Raw genomic sequence first — 19,465 nt, 5'->3', positions numbered from 1 at the left:
CGCTCCGTACGGGGGTCCTGATGCCCGAGTTGCCCGAGGTCGAGGTCGTCCGGCGCGGTCTTGAGCGCTGGGTCGCCCACCGCACCGTCGCCGATGCCGAGGTGCTGCACCCGCGCGCCGTACGCCGGCACCTCGCGGGCGCCGACGACTTCACGCACCGGCTCAAGGGCCGGCACATCGCCGCCCCCCGCCGGCGCGGCAAGTACCTGTGGCTGCCGCTGGAGGAGACGAACCAGTCGGTCCTCGCCCACCTCGGCATGAGCGGCCAGCTGCTGGTGCAGCCGCACGAGGTGCCGGACGAGAAGCACCTGCGGATCCGCGTCCGGTTCGCCGACTCCCTCGGCACGGAACTGCGCTTCGTGGACCAGCGCACCTTCGGCGGGTTGTCGTTGCACGACAACACCCCCGAGGGGCTGCCCGACGTCATCGCGCACATCGCCCGTGACCCCCTCGACGAAGTGTTCGACGACGAGGCCTTCCACCAGGCGCTGCGCCGCAAGCGCACCACCATCAAGCGGGCGCTGCTGGACCAGTCGCTGATCAGCGGCGTCGGCAACATCTACGCGGACGAGGCGCTGTGGCGCTCCCGCATCCACTACGAGCGCCCGACGGCGAACTTCACCCGCCCGGTCACGGCGGAACTGCTCCGCCACATCCGCGACGTGATGAACGCGGCGCTCGCCGTCGGCGGCACCAGCTTCGACAGCCTGTACGTCAACGTCAACGGCGAGTCGGGCTACTTCGACCGGTCCCTGGACGCGTACGGCCGTGAGGACGAGCCGTGCAAGCGCTGCGGTACGCCGATCCGCCGCCGGCCGTGGATGAACCGGTCCAGCTACTTCTGCCCGACGTGTCAGAGGGCGCCGCGCGTCTCGTCGTAACGCGCGCGGGCCGCGAGGACGTCGTCCATCGCACCCTCCACGCAGTGGATGAGCGCCAGCAGCCGCTCGGCCACCTGGCGGCCCAGGGGAGTCAGTTCGTAGTCGACGCGCGGCGGGTTCGTCGGCTGCGCCTCGCGGTGCACCAGCCCGTCGCGCTCCAGCGCGTGCAGCGTCTGGGACAGCATCTTCTCGCTCACCCCGTCGACCCGGCGGCGCAGCTCGTTGAAGCGCAGCGACCCCTCGTACAGCGCGCCGAGCGTCAGCCCGCCCCAGCGGCCGGTGACGTGCTCCAGCGTGCCGCGCGACGGGCAGGCCTTGGCGAAGACGTCGTACGCGAGGTTGTCGAGGTCCTGGTCCGGGGTGGTGGCGGTCATGGCACAAGGGTACGCCCGCGCAGCGCTAACCGCGAGGTTGCACTAACTGGAAGTTAGTGCTTTCCTGAGGTCACTGCTTTTGAGCTGCTCACTCGCTTTCCAAGGGCCGTCCGATCGAGGAGTCTTCTGTGACCACCCCTGTCGTTTCCATCGCCTACCACTCCGGCTTCGGCCACACCGCCGTCCTCGCCGAGGCCGTCCGCGCCGGTGCCGCCGACGCGGGTGCCGAGGTGCACCTGATCAAGGTCGACGAGATCACCGACGAGCAGTGGGAGACGCTGGACCGCTCCGACGCGATCGTCTTCGGCTCGCCCACCTACATGGGCACCGCCTCGGGCGCCTTCCACGTCTTCGCCGAGGGCACCTCGAACCGGTGGTTCACCCGCGCCTGGCAGGACAAGCTGGCGGCCGGCTTCACCAACTCGGCCTCCAAGAGCGGCGACAAGCTGCACACCCTGCAGTTCTTCCAGACCCTCGCCGCCCAGCACGGCATGACCTGGGTGAACCTCGGCCTGCTGCCCGGCTGGAACGCCAGCACCGCCTCGGAGAACGACCTCAACCGCCTCGGCTTCTTCTCCGGCGCCGCCGCGCAGAGCAACAACGACCAGGGCCCCGAGGGCGTCCACAAGGCGGACACGGCCACCGCCGAACACCTGGGCCGCCGGGTGGCGCAGACCGCGCGGGCGTTCGCGCTGGGCCGGGCCGCCGCCTGACGTCCGCGGAAAAAACCGGGGGACGCGGGCATGCCGGGGCGCCTACAGTCCCGGCATGCCCGAGCTGTGTCTGCTCCACCCGGACCACGCCGCCGCGCTCCTCGTCTTCGAGCGGCAGAACCGGGCGTACTTCGCCGCGTCGGTCCCGGACCGGGGCGAGGACTACTTCGCCCGGTTCACCGAGCGACTGCACGCCCTGCTCGCCGAGCAGGAAGCGGGCATCTGCTACTTCCACGTGGTGACCGGCGCCGACGGCGAGGTGCTCGGGCGGGTCAACCTCGTGGACGTGGCGGACGGCGAAGCCGCCCTCGGCTACCGCGTCGCCGAGCGCGCGGCCGGACGGGGACTCGCCACCTGGGCCGTGCGGGAGGTGTGCGCCCTGGCCGCCGAGCGGTACGGACTCACCGCCCTGAGGGCCGCCAGCAGGCTTGAGAACGCGGCCTCGCGGGCCGTGCTCGCCCGCACCGGCTTCACCGTCGTAGGCGAGACGCGGCTCAGCGGCCGCCCCGCACTGACGTACCGGCGCGCACTGTGACGCCCCGCGGCGTCAGTACCCGAAGTCCTGCGTCCACCAGGGGCCGCCCGAACCGAAGTGGACGCCGACACCGAGGGTCTTGAAGTCGCAGTTCAGGATGTTGGCCTTGTGGCCGGGGCTGTTCATCCAGGCCTGCATCACGGCCGCCGCGTCCGCCTGGCCGCGGGCTATGTTCTCGCCGCCCAGGTTGCTGATCCCGGCAGCCGCAGCCCGGTCCCACGGCGACTTGCCGTCCGGGTCGGTGTGGTCGAAGAAGCCCCGCGCGGCCATGTCGTCGCTGAACACCTCGGCCAGCTTGGTCAGCGAGGAGTTCGCCGCCAGCGGGGTGCACCCGACCTTCGCGCGCTCCTCGTTGACGAGTTTGAGCACCTCGGCCTCGGCGGCGGTGGCCTGCGCCGACACCGGCGCGACGCCCGCCGCGGGCGCCCTGCCCGCCGTACCCGACGGGGTGCCCGGCGGCTGCGAGGCGGTGTCCGCGGGCGCCGGCTTCGCGGACGCGGACTTCGGCGGGGTGGGCGTCGGGGAGGCCGACGCCGAGGGGGAGGCGGTGGGGGACGTGGAGGCGGACGCGGAGGCCGACGGGCTCGGGGACCCCGGGCGGGTGGCGGTCCGGTCGGCGCCGGAGCCGCCCTCGCGGACGCCCGCGCTGCCCGACATCCCGCCCTGCTCGGTCGCCGTGTCGCTCGGCACGTCCGCCGCCTGCACCCGCTCGCCGCCGGTGGTGTCCGTGCCGCCGCCGAGCCGGTAGTGCTCCAGGCCCGGCACCACACCGGTGGCCACGGCCGCCGTGCCGAGCGCGAGGGCCGCGGCCGTACCGAGGAGCCCCGCCCGCACCGGCCGGCCGCCCTTCCTGCGGCGCCGGTGGCCGGGGGCGTCGCCGGACGGGGTGAAGCCGCCGCCCGCGCGGGGGTAGCCCGGGCTGTCGTCGTCGGCGAAGAGATAGGCGTGCGCCCTGGTGTCCCCGTCGGTGTACGCCGTGGAGTACGCCTCGGGGTTCAGGTACGGCGCTATGCCCCGGGGTGCCCGGTCATCCCGGTAGACGTCCAGCGCGTACGGGTCCCGCGGCCGCGGGTCACCGGGGGAGGAGTCCGCCGAGGAGGACCGCACGTACGAGCCCTGCAGGTACGAACCCTGCACGTACGAGCCGCGCGGCGGCGGGTCCTCGGGGTACGGGGTCTGCGAGGCCGGGTCCTGCGGGTACGGGTCCTGCGGCTGCGGGCGCTGCACGACGTACGAGCCCCGCAGGTACGTGCCTCGCTGCGGGGAGTCCGGTATGTGCGCGTCCCGGGGGTGCGGGACCTGCGGCCCGTCGCTCCCGGCGGCGGAGCCGCTCGTCTGCGTACCCCCCGCGGCGCGGCCCGTGGCGGCGCGGCCGGCGGCGGAGCGTCGGTGCCGTCCCATGTCCTTGCCCTCTTCCTCGTCCTCGCGGGCGACCCGGCGGCTGGTGGCGAGCGCCTCCCTCTGGCCAACCCGACTTCACTCGATCGAGTGAGTTTCATATGAGATTCATCGGGTGCGGACGCTACCCCATGGCGCCCGACGGCGATGTGTTCCGCACGACATCGGCCGGTTAGGTTGCACCCATGAGCGAGGATGTACGGCTGGTCGCCTGGGTGCGTGGACACGTGCAGGGCGTGGGATTCCGCTGGTTCACGCGAGCCAAGGCGCTGGAGATCGGCGGCCTGAGTGGTTTTGCTCTCAATTTGGCCGACGGCCGGGTCCAGGTGGTCGCGGAAGGGCCGCGCGAGGGCTGCGAGGGGCTGCTCGACTGGCTCCTGGGCAGCGACACGCCCGGGCGTGTGGAGGGCGTCACCGAGATCTGGGACACACCCCGCGGCGGCTACGACGGCTTCGCCATTCGCTGACCCGGGGCACGCGGTGTCGCACGAGTGGGCGTACGGGGAGCCGCCGGGGGCGTGCGCGGAAAGCGGAAACGGCCTGGTGGTTGCCAAGAAGAGCCCGGCATGGCAGGCTCCCCTGCTACGACTGATCGACACGCCCCGAGGCACCGGAAGAGTCGCCGCGCCGCCGATTTCCCGGCCGCGTGCCCCCGGTTCGCCCACCAATACGGGGCGTGATCGTGTTGACCGTCAAACTTTTTGGTGAGACGCTGAAAGCCCCGCGCACCTTAGCTGTTTGGCATGAAGCAACAGCAGAGCAACACCCGGATGTGCCAAGCACCGCGGGTGCGAATCCCTCACGACCCACACCGCATCGGTCGGTCACTCAGTGTGGAGGACCATCCATCATGGCAAAGGCGCTTCTCGGTTACGTCGGCGGCTCCGACCCTCGACTCCTCGCCGAGATGCGACGGTTGCAGCAGCGCGTGCAGGACCTGGAGTCCGAGCTGGTACGGATCCAGGCGGAGAACGACGCGCTGACGGCTGCCGCCTCTCAGGACAGGATCATGGAGAGCATCGACGCACACCAGGCGGAGCCTGCGCTCACCTGATTACTGCATCGCTCCACGACAGCAGTCGCAGTGATCGGGCTGCCGTATCAACCGCTCAGTTGATCGGACGGCTGCGACCCAGCCGTCTCAGAGTTGCAAGGGACGCTTCGGCGTCCCTTCGTTCTTTTCCCCCGCATCCTTTCACCCTCTTCAACGTACGGTGTGCCCTGCATGTTCACCGGCGAAACCGCGCGGCCCGGAGGGTTCATGGAGCGAGACAGCGGCGCCCGGTAGAGTCCGGCGGCGTGCACCTCAAGGCCCTGACCCTCCGTGGGTTCAAGTCGTTCGCCTCGGCGACCACACTCCGGTTCGAACCGGGCATCACGTGTGTCGTCGGACCGAACGGCTCGGGCAAGTCCAATGTCGTGGACGCGCTCAGCTGGGTCATGGGCGAACAGGGCGCCAAGTCGCTGCGCGGCGGCAAGATGGAGGACGTCATCTTCGCCGGCACCACCGGCCGCCCGCCGCTGGGCCGCGCCGAGGTGTCGCTGACCATCGACAACAGCGACGGCGCCCTCCCGATCGAGTACGCCGAGGTCACCATCACGCGGATCATGTTCCGCAACGGCGGCAGCGAGTACCAGATCAACGGTGACACCTGTCGGCTCCTCGACATCCAGGAACTCCTGTCGGACTCCGGCATCGGCCGCGAGATGCACGTCATCGTCGGCCAGGGCCAGCTCGACTCCGTCCTGCACGCCGACCCCATGGGCCGCCGCGCCTTCATCGAAGAGGCGGCCGGCGTCCTCAAGCACCGCAAGCGCAAGGAGAAGGCGCTGCGCAAGCTGGACGCGATGCAGGCCAACCTCGCGCGCGTGCAGGACCTGACGGACGAACTGCGCCGCCAGCTCAAGCCACTCGGCCGCCAGGCGGCGGTGGCGCGCCGCGCGGCCGTCATCCAGGCGGACCTGCGTGACGCCCGGCTGCGCCTGCTCGCCGACGACCTCGTACGCCTCCGCGAGGCCCTCAAGACCGAGATCGCCGACGAGGCGGCGCTGAAGGAGCGCAAGGAGGCCGCAGAACAGGACCTCAGGAAGGCCCTGCAGCGCGAGGCCCTCCTGGAGGACGAGGTACGGCAGCTCGCGCCCCGCCTGCAGCGCACCCAGCAGAGCTGGTACGAGCTGTCGCAGCTGGCCGAGCGCGTGCGCGGCACGGTCTCGCTGGCCGACGCGCGCGTGAAGAGCGCGACGTCCGCGCCGCCCGAGGAGCGGCGCGGGCGCGACCCCGAGGACCTGGAGCGCGAGGCCGCCCGCGTCCGCGAGCAGGAGGCCGAGCTGGAGGCCGCCCTGGACGCGGCCCAGCACGCCCTGGACGACACGGTCGCCCACCGCGCCGAGCTGGAGCGGGAACTGGCCGTCGAGGAACGCCGGCTGAAGGACGTGGCCCGCGCCATCGCCGACCGCCGGGAGGGCCTGGCCCGGCTGTCCGGCCAGGTCAACGCGGCCCGCTCACGCGCGGCCTCCGCCCAGGCCGAGATCGACCGGCTGGCGGCGGCCCGCGACGAGGCGCGGGAGCGGGCGGTCGCCGCGCAGCAGGAGTACGAAGCCCTCAAGGCCGAGGTGGACGGCCTCGACGCCGGCGACGCGGACCTCGCCGAGCAGCACGAGGCGGCCAAGCGGCGACTGGCCGAGGCGGACACCGCCCTGAGCACGGCCCGCGAGGCACTCACCGCGGCCGAACGCCGCCGCGCCGCGACCCAGGCCCGCCGGGAGGCATTGGCCCTGGGGCTGCGCCGCAAGGACGGCACCGGCATACTGCTGGGCGCCCGCGACCGCCTGACGGGCGTCCTCGGGCCGGCGGCGGAACTCCTGACCGTCACGCCGGGCTACGAGATCCCCCTCGCCGCGGCGTTCGGCGCGGCGGCGGACGCGATCGCCGTATCCACCCCGGCGGCGGCGGCCGAGGCGATCCGCCTGCTGCGCAAGCAGGACGGAGGCCGGGCGGCACTGCTGCCGGCGGGGGACGCGGGCAACGGCGCCGCCGCCCCCGACGCGCCCGCGGAGGCAGACCTCCCCGCCACGGCCCTCCCCGCCACGGCCCTCCCCGCCGAGCGACTCGTGCGCGGCCCCGCCGATCTCATGCCCGCCGTCCACCGCCTCCTGCGGGGCATCGTCGTCGTCGGCACCCTCGAAGACGCCGAAGACCTGGTCTACGCCCACCCTCACCTCACCGCCGTCACCGCCGAGGGCGACCTCCTCAGCGCCCACTTCGCCCACGGCGGCTCCGCGGGCGCGCCCAGTCTGCTGGAGGTGCAGGCCTCCGTCGACGAGGCCGCCGCCGAGCTGGCCGAGCTGGCGCTGCGCTGCGCGGAGCTGACCGAGGCGCAGCGGGCGGCGGCCGGGCGGCGCACCGAGGCCGCCGCCCTCGTGGAGGAACTCGGCGAGCGGCGCCGGGCCGCCGACCGGGAGAAGTCGGCCGTCGCCCAGCAGCTCGGCCGGCTCGCCGGGCAGGCGCGCGGTGCCGCCGGGGAGGCCGAGCGGTCCGCCGCCGCTGCCGCGCGTGCGCAGGAGGCGCTGGACAAGGCCGTACAGGAGGCGGAGGAGCTGGCCGAGCGGCTGGCCGTCGCCGAGGAGGAAGCCCCTTTCGGGGAGGACGGTGCGGAGGAGCCCGACACCTCGGTGCGCGACCGGCTCGCCGCCGACGGCGCCAACGCGCGGCAGACCGAGATGGAGGCCCGGCTCCAGGTCCGCACCCACGAGGAGCGGGTCAAGGGGCTCGCCGGGCGGGCCGACTCGCTCGACCGCGCCGCCCGCGCCGAGCGCGAGGCACGCGCGCGTGCCGAGCGGCTTCGTGCCCGGCTGCGGCACGAGGCGGCCGTCGCCGGGGCCGTCGCCTCCGGCGCCCGCCAGCTGCTCGCCCACATCGAGGTGTCCCTCGCCCGCGCCGAGCGGGAACGCTCCGCCGCCGAGGCGGCGAAGGCGCGGCGCGAGCAGGAGCTGACCGCCGCGCGCACCGCAGGCCGCGAACTGAAGTCGGAACTCGACAAGTTGACGGATTCGGTGCACCGCGGCGAGGTACTCGGCGCCGAGAAGCGGCTGCGGATAGAGCAGCTGGAGACCAAGGCGCTGGAGGAGCTGGGTGTCGAGCCGGCGGGACTGGTGGCGGAGTACGGGCCGCATCTGCCCGTGCCGCCCTCGCCCCCCGCCGACGGCGAGGTGCTGCCCGAGGACCCGGAGCATCCGCGCAACCAGCCCCGGCCCTTCCACCGGGCCGAGCAGGAGCGGCGGCTCAAGGCGGCCGAGCGGGCCTACCAGCAGCTGGGCAAGGTCAACCCGCTGGCGCTGGAGGAGTTCGCGGCGCTGGAGGAGCGGCACAAGTTCCTCAGCGAGCAGCTGGAGGACCTGAAGAAGACCCGCGCCGATCTGCTGCAGGTGGTGAAGGAGGTCGACGAGCGCGTCGAGCAGGTCTTCACCGAGGCCTACCGGGACACCGCCCGCGAGTTCGAGGGCGTCTTCAGCCGGCTCTTCCCGGGCGGTGAGGGGCGGCTGATCCTGACCGACGCGGACAACATGCTCGCTACCGGTGTCGACGTCGAGGCCCGGCCGCCGGGCAAGAAGGTCAAGCGGCTCTCCCTGCTGTCCGGCGGCGAGCGCTCGCTGACGGCGGTCGCGCTGCTGGTGTCGATCTTCAAGGCCCGGCCGAGCCCCTTCTACGTCATGGACGAGGTCGAGGCCGCGCTCGACGACACGAACCTGCAGCGGCTGATCCGGATCATGCAGGAGCTGCAGGAGGCCTCGCAGCTGATCGTGATCACCCACCAGAAGCGCACGATGGAGGTCGCCGACGCGCTCTACGGCGTGTCGATGCAGGGCGACGGGGTGTCGAAGGTCATCTCCCAGCGGCTGCGGTAGCGGCTGCCCCGACCGCTTCAAGATCCATTCAGAGATCAACTCACCTCGTGTTCACTTCTTGAACAGGAGGTGAGCGGGCATATCTGAAAACTCACAGCCGTTGAACTATTGACTTCGAAACTTGAAGGCATAGTCTCTGCAACGTTGCTTTTACCTTCAGGTGTAAGCGGCGTGAACGTATGCGCCACTGGAACCCAGAGATCCGGACACCTGGAAGGGCTCGCCCCCACCCGGCAGCGTTGCCGTGGCCCGAGGAGATTCACGTGACCAGCACAGCGCAGGCACCTCAGTCAGGAGCCGGAACGGCTCATCCCGATCACCTCGGGCACGTCATCTTCATCGCGGCGGCTGCCGCCATGGGCGGCTTCCTCTTCGGCTACGACAGCTCCGTGATCAACGGCGCGGTCGAGGCCATCCGCAGCCGCTACGACATCGGCTCCGCCGCCCTCGCCCAGGTCATCGCGATCGCACTGATCGGCTGTGCCGTCGGCGCCGCCTACGCCGGCCGCATAGCCGACCGGATCGGCCGCATCCGTGTCATGCAGATCGCCGCCGTCCTGTTCACGGTGAGCGCCATCGGCTCGGCGCTGCCCTTCGCGCTGTGGGACTTCGCCCTGTGGCGCATCGTCGGCGGCTTCGCCATCGGCATGGCCTCCGTCATCGGCCCCGCCTACATCGCCGAGGTCGCCCCGCCCGCCTACCGCGGCCGGCTCGGCTCCTTCCAGCAGGCGGCGATCGTCATCGGCATCGCCATCTCGCAGCTGGTCAACTGGGGTCTGCTCAACGCGGCGGGCGGCAACCAGCGCGGCCACCTGATGGGCCTGGAGGCCTGGCAGGTCATGCTCGGCGTGATGGTCGTCCCCGCCGTCCTGTACGGCCTGCTCTCCTTCGCGATCCCCGAGTCCCCCCGCTTCCTGCTCTCCGTCGGCAAGCGTGAGCGCGCCAAGGGGATCCTCGCCGAGGTCGAGGGCAAGGACACCGACCTGGACGCCCGCGTCGCCGAGATCGAGCACGCGATGAGGAGCGAGCACAAGTCCACCTTCAAGGACCTGCTCGGCGGCGGCTTCTTCTTCAAGCCGATCGTCTGGATCGGTATCGGCCTGTCGGTCTTCCAGCAGTTCGTCGGCATCAACGTCGCGTTCTACTACTCCTCGACGCTGTGGCAGTCGGTCGGCATCAACCCGACGGACTCGTTCTTCTACTCCTTCACGACGTCGATCATCAACATCATCGGCACCGTGATCGCGATGATCTTCGTGGACCGCATCGGCCGCAAGCCGCTCGCCCTGATCGGCTCGGTCGGCATGGTCGTCGGCCTCGCGCTGGAGGCCTGGGCGTTCAGCTACCACCTGGTCGACGGCAAGCTGCCGAGCACCCAGGGCTGGATCGCCCTGATCGCCGCCCACCTGTTCGTGCTCTTCTTCGCCCTGTCGTGGGGCGTGGTGGTCTGGGTCTTCCTCGGCGAGATGTTCCCCAACAAGATCCGCGCCGCCGCCCTGGGCGTGGCCGCCTCCGCGCAGTGGATCGCCAACTGGGCCATCACCGCGAGCTTCCCGTCGCTGGCCGACTGGAACCTGTCCGGCACGTACGTGATCTACACCGTCTTCGCGGCGCTCTCCATCCCGTTCGTCCTGAAGTTCGTCAAGGAGACGAAGGGCAAGGCGCTGGAAGAGATGGGCTGATCCTCCCCGAGGACGCCCTCCCGGACCGAGGAGAAGGGGCCAAGTCCCCGCTGCCCCTCTCCTCGTACCATCCGCCGCCCCCGCCCCGGCCACTGCCCGGAGCGGGGGCGGCGGTGTCGTACCCGCGTACCGGGTCAGCCGCCGAGCGCGGGCAGCACCCGCTGCGCGAACAGCCGGAGGCTGCGCCACCCCTCGTCCACCGGCATCCCGCCCGCCAGCGGATGCAGGACGAGGTTGTCCAGCCCCTGCGCCAGGCACTGCTCCGGCGTGAGGACGCGGTACACGCCCTCCGCGCGCAGCTCCGCCACCGTCGTGGCCGCCGACCGCACCGCCGAGCGGATCCGCCCCGACTGCCAGGAGGCGTACGTCCGCGCCTCGTGCAGGAAGTGCTCGCCGTACCGGGCCCACGCCCGGTCCGGGTCCTCGGCCAGGTGCAGCAGGGGCGTCTGCGGCCCGGGCATCATGACCCAGCCCTGCGTGCCGTACTCGGTGAGCTTCTCCTTGTAGTACGCCTCCAGCTCCGGCAGGTGCGCGCTCGGGAAGAACGGCAGGCCCAGCCGGGCGGCCCGGCGGGCCGCGGCCTTCGAGGAGCCGCCGACCAGCAGCAGCGGGTGCGGCTCGGTGAACGGGCGCGGGGTGAGCCGTACCGTACGGCCCCGGTACGTGAACTCCTCGCCGGACCAGGCCGCCAGCAGGGTCCGCAGCAACTCGTCCTGGAGCCCGCCCCGGCGCGTGAAGTCCACGCCGAACAGGGCGTACTCCTCGGGCCGGTAGCCGATCCCGGCCACCGTCACCAGTCGCCCACCGCTCAGCAGATCCAGTACGGCGATCTCCTCGGCCAGCCGCAGCGGGTCGTGCAGCGGACCGATCACCGCCGACACGGTCACCGCGATGTTCCGCGTCGCGCCGAACACCGCGCCCGCGAAGACGAACGGCGACGGCAGCCAGTTGTTCCCGGCGCCGTGGTGCTCCTCGGTCTGCACGGAGCTGATCCCGTGCTCGTCGGCGTAGGCGGCCATCTCCACGGCGGCCCGGTACCGGGCGCTGAGGGCGGCGGGCGTGGCGCCCGGGGCGACGAGGTTGAAACGGACGACCGTGACGGGCATGGAAAAGTCCCCCTCCGGTGCGATGCGGTGGAGGGGGACGCTAGCTGACGTGGCGTCAGATGGCCATGGGCGGGCGGAGGCAGGCTCGCGGGACGACCGAGACCGGATCCAGAGCCGAATCCGCACCCACCGGTCCCCGGGCGGAGTCCGAGCGGGGCCGGATCGCCCTGTGGCTCGTGCCGGAGGACCTGCGGTGGCTCGCCGGCCACTGCTGCTGTCCGGACGATGCCGGCCAGGAGGCGAAGGACCGCTGCTCACGCCTCCGGTTCCGGGCGAGCGCGGCCCTGCAGCAGAGCGGCCGGCCGGGCTGAGAGGCGTCAGACGCCGACGGTCGCGCGTTCCCCGGCGGGCTCGGCGGCCGGTACCGGCTTCGCCGCCGCAGGCTTCGGCAGAACCAGGTACAGCAGGCCCGAGATCACGATCGTGGCGACCCAGCCGAGGCCGTACTGGCCGATCACGTTGTTCTTCGCGAGCGGGCCGGTGAACCAGTCCGAGGTGGTGAACATCAGGCCGGCGACCAGGCCGATCGCCCAGGCGGCCACGGCCGCGGGGGAGAAGCCGCCCTTGTACCAGTAGGCGCTGGTGCGGGTCGTGTCGGCCATCGCCCGGCCGTCGTACTCGGTACGGCGCAGCATGTCCGCGCCGAACACGCCGACCCACGCGGAGAAGGCCACCGCGAGCAGGGAGAGGAAGGCGATGAACGATCCCATGAAGCTCGTCGCCACCAGCATCAGCACCCCGCCGAAGGCCAGCGAGATCACCGCGTTGACGGAGACGGCCCAGTGCCGGGGCACCTTGAAGCCGAGGGTCTGCGCGGTGAAGCCCGCCGAGTACATCGACATCGAGTTGATCAGCAGCATGCCGATCAGCGCGATGCACAGGTACGGAACCGCGATCCAGGTCGGCAGGATCTCGCCGAGGAAGGACACCGGGTCGGTCGCCGAGGCCAGGTCCGGCGTGGAGACCGCCATCACCGCGCCCATCAGGACCATGGGCAGCACGACGATGCCGGCGCCGCCCACCGCCGTACCGACGATCGCCTTCGAGGACGCCGTGCGCGGCAGGTAGCGGGTGAAGTCCGGCGCGGTCGGGATCCAGCTGACACCGCCCGCCGCGATCATGCCGACACCGGTGATCACCGCGGCCGTGGAGCCGCCGCCGTGGTGCAGCACCTTCGACCAGTCCGTGTTCGCCACCAGGTAGACGAGGACGAGCACCGAGAAGACGCCGAAGAGGTAGGTCGCGTACTTGTTGCACTTCTGCACGGCGTTGATGCCGAGGCCCGAGATCGCGAAGGTGGCCACCACGAACACCAGCAGCGTCACCATGTCCAGCACGCTGTTGGCCTTGATGCCGAACAGGATGTCCAGGATGGTGAGCATCGCGTAGGCGCCGGTGACCGCGTTGATCGTCTCCCAGCCCCAGCGCGCGACCCAGATCAGTGAACCGGGCAGCAGATTGCCGCGCTGGCCGAACACCGCGCGCGACAGCGCCATGCCGGGCGCACCGCCCCGCTTGCCCGCGATGCCGATCAGGCCGACCAGGCCGTACGACACGATCGGCGCCGCCGCCGCGACCACGAGCGCCTGCCAGATGTCCAGGTGGTAGGCCACGACGAGGCTCGCGCCCATCGTCAGCAGCAGCACGCTGATGTTGGCGCCGACCCAGGTCGGGAACAGCTCACGGGTCTTCGCGGTGCGCTCGTGATCCGGGACCTGCTCGATGCCTCGGGTCTCGAGAGCGCCTTCGGTCTCGACGGTTTTGCTCATGGAAAAGGGGCCTGCCATGGGGGGAAGGGGAACGGTCGGGACTCTACGCGCGTCAATGGAGTCGCCACCATCGTACTTTGCTCCGACTCCACGCCGTATGTGGCGTTTGTCTCTGGGAGGAAGCCACAAACGGGGTCCCGCCGCGACCCATGGCTGATACTGGAGCCGTTATGGAAACCGTCATCCTTGCTGTAGTCATCGCCGTGGTCGTGCTCGGCGCGCTCGGCGGGCTGATCGTGGGCACCCGGCGCCGCAAGCCGCTGCCTCCGCCGCCCCCGAAGACGCCCGACATCACCGCGCCCCCGGCCGAGCCGCACGTCGGCGACGAGGCCGAGACACCGCGCGACGAACCGCGCCGGACCATTGAGGAGGTGGATCTCCCCGGCGGCCCCGCACCGGTCGCCGTGGAGGAGCCCCCTGCCGCCGTCGAGGCCCCCGAGATCGAGATCCCGGAGCCCACCGCGGGCCGGCTCATCCGGCTGCGCGCCCGCCTGTCCCGCTCCCAGAACGCCCTCGGCAAGGGCCTGCTCACGCTCCTGTCGCGCGAGCACCTGGACGAGGAGACCTGGGAGGAGATCGAGGACACGCTGCTCACCGCCGATGTCGGCGTGCAGCCCACCCAGGAACTGGTCGAGGGCCTGCGCGAGCGCGTGAAGGTCCTCGGCACCCGCACCCCCGAGGAACTGCGCGGCCTGCTGCGCGAGGAGCTGCTCAAGCTCGTCGGCACCGAGGTCGACCGCACGGTCAGGACCGAACCCGAGGACCGCAAGCCCGGCATCGTGATGGTCGTCGGCGTCAACGGCACCGGCAAGACCACCACCACCGGAAAGCTCGCGCGCGTGCTCGTCGCCGACGGCCGCAGCGTCGTCCTCGGCGCCGCCGACACCTTCCGCGCCGCCGCCGCCGACCAGCTCCAGACCTGGGGTGAGCGCGTCGGCGCCTACACCGTGCGCGGCCCCGAGGGCGGCGACCCCGCCTCCGTGGCCTTCGACGCGGTCAAGGAGGGCAAGGAGATGGGGGTCGACGTGGTCCTCATCGACACCGCCGGCCGTCTGCACACCAAGACCGGCCTCATGGACGAGCTGGGCAAGGTCAAGCGGGTCGTGGAGAAGCACGCGCCGCTCGACGAGGTGCTCCTGGTCCTCGACGCCACCACCGGCCAGAACGGCCTCGTCCAGGCCCGGGTCTTCGCCGAGGTCGTGGACATCACCGGCATCGTGCTGACCAAGCTCGACGGCACCGCCAAGGGCGGCATCGTCGTCGCCGTCCAGCGCGAGCTGGGCGTGCCGGTCAAGCTCGTCGGACTCGGCGAGGGCGCGGACGACCTGGCGCCGTTCGAGCCGGAGGCGTTCGTGGACGCGCTGATCGGCGACTGACCGCACACGACGTCCGCCGTGCCGCGAGAAGCGCCCGACCCCAAGGTGCAGTGGGGGGCGGGCGCTTCGCCTTGTGCGCGGGGGAGGAACTGCTACGCCCGTGCCCGCGACCGGTGCGCGACATACGCCAGCGTGCCCAGCACCAGCCGGGCCGCCGGAGGGGCCGTCGCCGAGTCCAGCGCCGGCGGGCGCAGCCAGCGCACCGGGCCCAGGCCGCCCCGGTCGGAGGGCGGCGCCGTGATGGCCGTACCGGGGCCGAGACCGCGCAGGTCCAGGGCCGAGGGGTCGTCCCAGCCCATGCGGTAGAGCAGCCGGGGCAGGTCGGCGGCGGCGCCGGGCGCGACGAAGAAGTGGGCGCGGCCGTCGGGGGTCGCGGCCACGGGGCCGAGCGGGAGTCCCATGCGCTCCAGCCGGGCCAGGGCGCGCCGGCCGGCCGCCTCGGAGACCTCGATGACGTCGAAGGCCTGGCCCACCGGCAGCATGACGGCCGCGCCCGGGAACTCCGACCAGGCCTTGCTCACCTCGTCCAGCGTCGCCCCGGCGGGCACCTGGGGTGCGAAGTCCAGTGGATGGGCCCCCGGTGCCGGGCAGTCGGCACGCCCGCAGGAGCAGGCGCCCGCCGCGGCCCGCGCGCCCGGCACCACGTCCCAGCCCCACAGTCCCGTGAACTCGGCGACGGCCGTGCACTCCGAGGACCGGCCGCGCCGGCGCGCGCCGGAACGGATCTCGCGGATGCCGCCGATCGTGAAGCCCATGCCCCCTCCAACGGGTCCGGCGCGCCGGTGGTTACGACACGGAACGGGACGAAAGCGGAACGTGACGTCAAGCCTCCGCCTTCCCGCCCCGGCCGTCGATCAAGCGCGAGGTCAAGGCAGCGCCTGGAAGCGCTCGAGGTGGCGCAGCAGGGCATGTGCGCCCCCGGCATGCTTCACTCCGCCCACTTCCGGCCGTCCTATGTCAAGTGAATCGTGTTCTGGGGATCGCGAGTTCATTCGAAGGGGTGGCGAATGGTGGCGATTCCTGGATCGCCATGGCTGGACCAGTGATCGTAGGATTACTGTGAGTGTACGAGCCCTCCGGGCATATGCATCCATGGGTATGCCGGAGGCGAGTCGTCAACTCGTTCGAAGGGTGACAAGTGGCGGGCGAGAGGCCGTATTTACCGGCATTCTGATAGGGCTTGGCGCACGCGGCGGCAAGTGGTCTCAGGGATGGGGGCGTTCCAGTGAGCGGCAACGACGGTAGCGGGACGAACGCTGACAAGCGCCCCAACGAGCTGCTCGGCTCGTGGTTCGTGCGCAGTGGCTGGTCCAAGGGCGAGTTGGCCCGACAAGTGAACCGCCGGGCACGCCAGTTGGGCGCCAACCACATCTCCACCGACACCTCGCGCGTACGGCGCTGGCTGGACGGCGAGAACCCCCGCGAGCCGATCCCGCGCATCCTCTCGGAGCTGTTCTCCGAGCGCTTCGGCTGCGTGGTCTCCATCGAGGACCTCGGCCTGCGCGCCGCCCGCCAGTCACCCTCCGCGACCGGCGTCGACCTCCCCTGGACCGGCCCGCAGACGGTCGCCCTGCTCAGCGAGTTCTCGCGCAGCGACCTGATGCTCGCCCGGCGCGGCTTCCTCGGCACCTCCCTCGCCCTGTCCGCCGGTCCCTCCCTCATCGAGCCCATGCAGCGCTGGCTCGTGCCGAGCCCCGCCTCCCCGGTCCCCGCCGAGCCCCAGCCCGTCCTCGACGCCCGCCGCCCCGGCAGGCTGTCCAAGCCCGAGCTGGACCTGCTGGAGCACACCACGCGGATGTTCCGCCAGTGGGACGCCCAGTGCGGCGGCGGCCTGCGCCGCAAGGCGGTCGTCGGCCAGCTCCACGAGGTCACCGACCTGCTCCAGGAGCCCCAGCCCGAGGCCACCACCCGCATCCTGTTCAAGGTCGCCGCCGAACTGGCCGAGCTGGCCGGCTGGATGTCGTACGACGTGGGACTGCAGCCCACCGCGCAGAAGTACTTCGTGCTGGCCCTGCACGCCGCCAAGGAGGCCGGTGACAAGCCCCTGGGGTCCTACATCCTGTCCAGCATGAGCCGCCAGATGATCCACCTCGGCCGGCCCGACGACGCCCTGGAGCTGATCCACCTCGCCCAGTACGGCAGCCGCGACTGCGCGAGCCCGCGCACCCAGGCCATGCTGTATGCGATGGAGGCGCGCGCGTACGCCAACATGGGCCAGCCCGGCAGGACCAAGCGCGCCGTCCGCATGGCCGAGGACACCTTCGCCGAGGCCGACGAGTGGGACGAGCCGGACCCCGACTGGATCCGCTTCTTCTCCGAGGCCGAGCTGTACGGCGAGAACTCCCACTCCTACCGCGACCTCGCCTACGTCGCCGGGCGCAGCCCCACCTACGCCTCCCTCGCCGAGCCGCTCATGCAGCGCGCGGTGGACCTGTTCGCCCAGGACGAGGTGCACCAGCGGTCGTACGCGCTGAACCTGATCGGCAAGGCCACGGTGCATCTGCTCCAGCGCGAGCCCGAGCAGGGCACGGCATACGCCTCCCAGGCCATGGAGATCGCCAAGAAGGTCCGCTCCGAGCGTGTGAACACCCGTATCCGAAAGACGGTCGACACGGCCGCACGGGACTACGGCGACCTCGCCGTCGTCATAGACCTCACCGACCAGCTCGCCGTGGACCTCCCCGAGACCGCCGAGGCCGTCTGACCCACCCGGCACCCAAGCCCCGGCCGCGGCCGGGCCTCCCGAACTGCCCGACTCGGCTCCCCCACGCCAGGTCATCGAGAGGTCCGCCGCGGCCGGCCCCGTGCCGGTCGCGGCACGGCGGCGATCGGCACCACCGAGATCCCGCAGTTCATCCATGCGTAACACGCACGGCGCCTTCGTCACCCCGGCGAAACAACGAGGGGCTTTCACCGAAACCGCGCTGCGCCAGTCTCTGGCGCATAACCGGCCGGCCCCTCACACGACCGGACCGCCCAGGCACCGCCCGCACGGGGCCGTAGAACCGACGAGGAGACGCCGATGGCCCCAGCCATCACGCTTGCCGCGGAGGCACCCAAGCTGTCGTCCGCGAACACAGGCTTCATGCTCATTGCTTCCGCCCTGGTGCTGATCATGACCCCGGGTCTCGCCTTCTTCTACGGAGGCATGGTCCGGGTCAAAAGCACCCTCAACATGCTGATGATGAGCTTCATCAGCATGGGCATCATCACCATCCTCTGGACGCTCTACGGCTTCTCCCTCGCCTTCGGCACGCACAACGGCCTCATCGGCTGGAACTCGAACTGGTTCGGCCTCAGCCACATCGGCCTGACCGAGCTGTGGCCCGGGTACACCATCCCGATCTTCGTCTTCATGGTGTTCCAGATGATGTTCGCCATCATCACCCCGGCCCTGATAAGCGGCGCCCTCGCGGACCGCGTGAAGTTCTCGGCCTGGTGTCTGTTCATCGCCCTGTGGGCCACGATCGTGTACGTCCCGGTCGCCCACTGGGTGTGGGGCTCCGACGGCTGGGCCTTCAAGCTCGGCGTGATCGACTTCGCGGGCGGTACGGCGGTCCACATCAACGCGGGCGCGGCGGCGCTCGGTGTCATCCTCGTCATCGGCAAGCGCGTCGGCTTCAAGAAGGACCCGATGCGCCCGCACAGCCTCCCGCTGGTCATGCTCGGCGCCGGGCTGCTGTGGTTCGGCTGGTTCGGCTTCAACGCGGGCTCCTGGCTCGGCAACGACGACGGCGTCGGCGCGCTGATGTTCGTCAACACCCAGGTCGCCACGGGCGCCGCCATGCTGGCCTGGCTCGCCTACGAGAAGATCAAGCACGGCGCGTTCACCACGCTGGGCGCCGCCTCCGGCGCGGTCGCCGGTCTGGTCGCGATCACCCCCTCCGGCGGCGCGGTCTCCCCGCTCGGCGCCATCGCCGTCGGTGCCATCGCCGGTGTCGCCTGCGCCGCGGCCGTCGGCCTGAAGTTCAAGTTCGGCTACGACGACTCCCTCGACGTGGTCGGCGTGCACATGGTCGGCGGCATCATCGGCTCCCTGCTGATCGGCTTCTTCGCCACCGGCAAGGGCCAGTCCACCGCGACCGGCGTCTTCTACGGCGACCACTCCTTCACCCAGCTGTGGAAGCAGTGCGCCGGTGTCGGCGCCGTCCTCGCCTACTCCCTCGTCGTCTCCGCGGTCCTCGCCCTCCTTCTCGACAAGACGATCGGCATGCGGGTCACCGAGGACGAGGAGATCTCCGGCATCGACCAGGCAGAGCACGCCGAGAGCGCCTACGACTTCAGCGGCACCGGCGGCGGTGTCATCGGCTCCGCCGCCCACGCCTCTGCCCTGGCCGCCGTACAGACCAAGAAGGTGGACGCATGAAGCTCATCACCGCCGTCGTCAAGCCCCACCGGCTGGACGAGATCAAGGAGGCCCTGCAGGCCTTCGGTGTCCACGGGCTGACGGTCACGGAGGCCAGCGGTTACGGTCGGCAGCGGGGACACACCGAGGTCTACCGGGGTGCCGAGTACACCGTCGACCTGGTGCCCAAGATCCGCATCGAGGTGCTGGCCGAGGACGACGACGCCGAGCAGCTGATCGAGGTCATCGTGAAGGCGGCCCGCACCGGCAAGATCGGTGACGGCAAGGTCTGGGCCCTGCCGGTCGACACGGCCGTACGGGTCCGCACCGGCGAGCGCGGCCCCGACGCGCTCTGATCCGACCATTGTGAGAACGGGAGTC

16 protein-coding genes are annotated in these 19,465 nt (G+C 71.4%); 11 read left to right on the top strand and 5 right to left on the bottom strand.

The genetic code is table 11. The features are described 5' to 3' along the window. Nucleotides 1–20: 20 nt before the first annotated feature. The gene (gene mutM / locus ACZ60X_RS20910; RefSeq protein ID WP_469600434.1) at nucleotides 21–881 is read left to right on the top strand and encodes a bifunctional DNA-formamidopyrimidine glycosylase/DNA-(apurinic or apyrimidinic site) lyase; all 861 of its coding nucleotides are present in this window, start codon (nucleotides 21–23) and stop codon (nucleotides 879–881) included. On the opposite strand, the gene ACZ60X_RS20905 is transcribed toward mutM, so the two are convergent. Next, a complete protein-coding gene (locus ACZ60X_RS20905) occupies nucleotides 854–1,255 on the bottom strand; it encodes a winged helix-turn-helix transcriptional regulator (RefSeq protein WP_469600430.1) in 402 nt (133 codons plus the stop codon). The two genes, mutM and ACZ60X_RS20905, sit on opposite strands and share 28 nt — an antisense overlap. A 128-nt stretch (nucleotides 1,256–1,383) precedes the next feature. On the opposite strand from ACZ60X_RS20905, the gene ACZ60X_RS20900 reads away from it, so the two are divergent. Both ACZ60X_RS20900 and ACZ60X_RS20895 read left to right on the top strand, forming a co-directional pair. Then, complete coding sequence (locus ACZ60X_RS20900; RefSeq protein ID WP_469600427.1) at nucleotides 1,384–1,968, top strand: flavodoxin family protein; 585 nt, start codon at nucleotides 1,384–1,386, stop codon at nucleotides 1,966–1,968. A 55-nt stretch (nucleotides 1,969–2,023) separates the two neighbouring features. Next, nucleotides 2,024–2,503 carry a GNAT family N-acetyltransferase gene (locus ACZ60X_RS20895; protein ID WP_469600425.1) on the top strand — a complete coding sequence of 160 codons (480 nt, stop codon included), beginning with the start codon at nucleotides 2,024–2,026 and terminating at the stop codon, nucleotides 2,501–2,503. 12 nt (nucleotides 2,504–2,515) lie between these two features. Here the strand turns inward: ACZ60X_RS20895 and ACZ60X_RS20890 are convergent, their stop codons facing one another. Further along, complete coding sequence (locus tag ACZ60X_RS20890) at nucleotides 2,516–3,904, bottom strand: CAP domain-containing protein (RefSeq protein WP_469600422.1); 1,389 nt, start codon at nucleotides 3,902–3,904, stop codon at nucleotides 2,516–2,518. Nucleotides 3,905–4,086: 182 nt separating this feature from the next. Here ACZ60X_RS20890 and ACZ60X_RS20885 point away from each other — a divergent pair, with 182 nt between their 5' ends. The 4 genes from ACZ60X_RS20885 to ACZ60X_RS20870 all read left to right on the top strand — a co-directional run bounded on the left by ACZ60X_RS20885 (nucleotide 4,087) and on the right by ACZ60X_RS20870 (nucleotide 10,488). Further along, nucleotides 4,087–4,368 (top strand): acylphosphatase, encoded by a 282-nt coding sequence (locus tag ACZ60X_RS20885; RefSeq protein ID WP_469600420.1) that lies wholly within the window; start codon nucleotides 4,087–4,089, stop codon nucleotides 4,366–4,368. A gap of 383 nt (nucleotides 4,369–4,751) precedes the next feature. After that, nucleotides 4,752–4,955 carry a hypothetical protein gene (locus tag ACZ60X_RS20880; RefSeq protein WP_023546484.1) on the top strand — a complete coding sequence of 68 codons (204 nt, stop codon included), beginning with the start codon at nucleotides 4,752–4,754 and terminating at the stop codon, nucleotides 4,953–4,955. A 245-nt stretch (nucleotides 4,956–5,200) separates the two neighbouring features. Beyond that, on the top strand, nucleotides 5,201–8,806 hold the full coding sequence (gene smc / locus ACZ60X_RS20875; protein ID WP_469600417.1) for a chromosome segregation protein SMC: 3,606 nt from the start codon (nucleotides 5,201–5,203) through the stop codon (nucleotides 8,804–8,806). 263 nt (nucleotides 8,807–9,069) lie between these two features. Next, nucleotides 9,070–10,488, top strand: a complete 1,419-nt coding sequence (locus ACZ60X_RS20870; protein ID WP_469600414.1) for a sugar porter family MFS transporter — start codon at nucleotides 9,070–9,072, stop codon at nucleotides 10,486–10,488. Between the two features lie 134 nt (nucleotides 10,489–10,622). Here ACZ60X_RS20870 and ACZ60X_RS20865 read toward each other — a convergent pair whose 3' ends face one another. Together ACZ60X_RS20865 and ACZ60X_RS20860 are read right to left on the bottom strand one after the other, a co-directional pair. Further along, the gene (locus tag ACZ60X_RS20865) at nucleotides 10,623–11,594 is read right to left on the bottom strand and encodes an LLM class flavin-dependent oxidoreductase (protein WP_469600410.1); all 972 of its coding nucleotides are present in this window, start codon (nucleotides 11,592–11,594) and stop codon (nucleotides 10,623–10,625) included. Between the two features lie 317 nt (nucleotides 11,595–11,911). After that, nucleotides 11,912–13,363: a cytosine permease gene (locus ACZ60X_RS20860; protein WP_469600407.1), complete on the bottom strand. Its 1,452-nt coding sequence runs from the start codon at nucleotides 13,361–13,363 to the stop codon at nucleotides 11,912–11,914. A gap of 170 nt (nucleotides 13,364–13,533) precedes the next feature. Between ACZ60X_RS20860 and ftsY the strand changes: the two genes are divergently transcribed. After that, the gene (gene ftsY / locus ACZ60X_RS20855) at nucleotides 13,534–14,739 is read left to right on the top strand and encodes a signal recognition particle-docking protein FtsY (RefSeq protein WP_469600405.1); all 1,206 of its coding nucleotides are present in this window, start codon (nucleotides 13,534–13,536) and stop codon (nucleotides 14,737–14,739) included. 92 nt (nucleotides 14,740–14,831) lie between these two features. Here ftsY and ACZ60X_RS20850 read toward each other — a convergent pair whose 3' ends face one another. Next, nucleotides 14,832–15,494 carry a bifunctional DNA primase/polymerase gene (locus ACZ60X_RS20850; RefSeq protein ID WP_469600402.1) on the bottom strand — a complete coding sequence of 221 codons (663 nt, stop codon included), beginning with the start codon at nucleotides 15,492–15,494 and terminating at the stop codon, nucleotides 14,832–14,834. A gap of 470 nt (nucleotides 15,495–15,964) precedes the next feature. Between ACZ60X_RS20850 and nsdA the strand changes: the two genes are divergently transcribed. From nsdA to ACZ60X_RS20835, 3 genes are all read left to right on the top strand, one after another. Beyond that, complete coding sequence (gene nsdA / locus ACZ60X_RS20845; protein ID WP_469600400.1) at nucleotides 15,965–17,443, top strand: transcriptional repressor NsdA; 1,479 nt, start codon at nucleotides 15,965–15,967, stop codon at nucleotides 17,441–17,443. Between the two features lie 318 nt (nucleotides 17,444–17,761). Further along, nucleotides 17,762–19,105: an ammonium transporter gene (locus tag ACZ60X_RS20840; RefSeq protein ID WP_469600397.1), complete on the top strand. Its 1,344-nt coding sequence runs from the start codon at nucleotides 17,762–17,764 to the stop codon at nucleotides 19,103–19,105. Beyond that, nucleotides 19,102–19,440 (top strand): P-II family nitrogen regulator, encoded by a 339-nt coding sequence (locus ACZ60X_RS20835; RefSeq protein ID WP_071370669.1) that lies wholly within the window; start codon nucleotides 19,102–19,104, stop codon nucleotides 19,438–19,440. Before ACZ60X_RS20840 ends, ACZ60X_RS20835 begins: the two co-directional genes overlap by 4 nt. Nucleotides 19,441–19,465 lie beyond the last annotated feature (25 nt).

The sequence above is a fragment of the Streptomyces sp. NPDC104106 genome (genome assembly GCF_055584345.1).
Note: the sequence above shows the minus strand (reverse complement) of the source record. Positions and strands in the feature narration are given on the sequence as shown.

Excerpts from the sequence above, each read along its gene's own strand:
- mutM (WP_469600434.1), top strand. The coding sequence starts at position 21 with ATGCCCGAGTTGCCCGAGGTCGAGGTCGTCCGGCGCGGTCTTGAGCGC.
- ACZ60X_RS20905 (WP_469600430.1), bottom strand. The coding sequence starts at position 1,255 with ATGACCGCCACCACCCCGGACCAGGACCTCGACAACCTCGCGTACGAC.
- ACZ60X_RS20895 (WP_469600425.1), top strand. The coding sequence starts at position 2,024 with ATGCCCGAGCTGTGTCTGCTCCACCCGGACCACGCCGCCGCGCTCCTC.
- ACZ60X_RS20890 (WP_469600422.1), bottom strand. The coding sequence starts at position 3,904 with ATGGGACGGCACCGACGCTCCGCCGCCGGCCGCGCCGCCACGGGCCGC.
- ACZ60X_RS20885 (WP_469600420.1), top strand. The coding sequence starts at position 4,087 with ATGAGCGAGGATGTACGGCTGGTCGCCTGGGTGCGTGGACACGTGCAG.
- ACZ60X_RS20880 (WP_023546484.1), top strand. The coding sequence starts at position 4,752 with ATGGCAAAGGCGCTTCTCGGTTACGTCGGCGGCTCCGACCCTCGACTC.
- ACZ60X_RS20865 (WP_469600410.1), bottom strand. The coding sequence starts at position 11,594 with ATGCCCGTCACGGTCGTCCGTTTCAACCTCGTCGCCCCGGGCGCCACG.
- ACZ60X_RS20860 (WP_469600407.1), bottom strand. The coding sequence starts at position 13,363 with ATGAGCAAAACCGTCGAGACCGAAGGCGCTCTCGAGACCCGAGGCATC.
- ftsY (WP_469600405.1), top strand. The coding sequence starts at position 13,534 with ATGGAAACCGTCATCCTTGCTGTAGTCATCGCCGTGGTCGTGCTCGGC.
- ACZ60X_RS20850 (WP_469600402.1), bottom strand. The coding sequence starts at position 15,494 with ATGGGCTTCACGATCGGCGGCATCCGCGAGATCCGTTCCGGCGCGCGC.
- ACZ60X_RS20840 (WP_469600397.1), top strand. The coding sequence starts at position 17,762 with ATGGCCCCAGCCATCACGCTTGCCGCGGAGGCACCCAAGCTGTCGTCC.
- ACZ60X_RS20835 (WP_071370669.1), top strand. The coding sequence starts at position 19,102 with ATGAAGCTCATCACCGCCGTCGTCAAGCCCCACCGGCTGGACGAGATC.